Here is a 354-nt window from a genome sequence, read left to right as displayed (position 1 = left end):
TCTCTATTGAACGCTCTACTGGTCGACATTCCAGAAGAGTGGACTACGCCCGTGGAGTATTAATGATGAAAATACCTTACTTATTACTTCCCGTGTTAACGATGACTTTACTTGCCTGTTCGAACCAGCAGGAAGAGACCTATATCGAGACACCTGAAGCAGAACAGATTGCAGACCTTCAAGACGATGATAGAGATGGTGTGGTGAACGCTCGTGATATCTGTCCAGGTACGCCTGAGACATCACAAGTCGACAATGATGGTTGTGGCGAAACGATTCGTGCGGAAGAAGTCAGACAGCTAAAAATACTCTTTGCTCATGACTCATTTGAAGTGAACCCAATCTTCTCAGACC

Annotated in this window: 1 pseudogene; it reads left to right on the top strand. The window is 45.2% G+C overall.

The features are described 5' to 3' along the window. Positions 1 to 62: 62 nt before the first annotated feature. A pseudogene (locus AB4486_RS28370) lies at positions 63 to 354 on the top strand (OmpA family protein); the annotation flags it as partial.

The organism is Vibrio sp. 10N.222.55.C6 (assembly GCF_041473395.1).
Lineage (GTDB): Bacteria > Pseudomonadota > Gammaproteobacteria > Enterobacterales > Vibrionaceae > Vibrio > Vibrio crassostreae_C.
The sequence above is the reverse complement of the archived record's forward strand: the minus strand, read 5'-3'. Positions and strand labels throughout refer to the sequence as shown.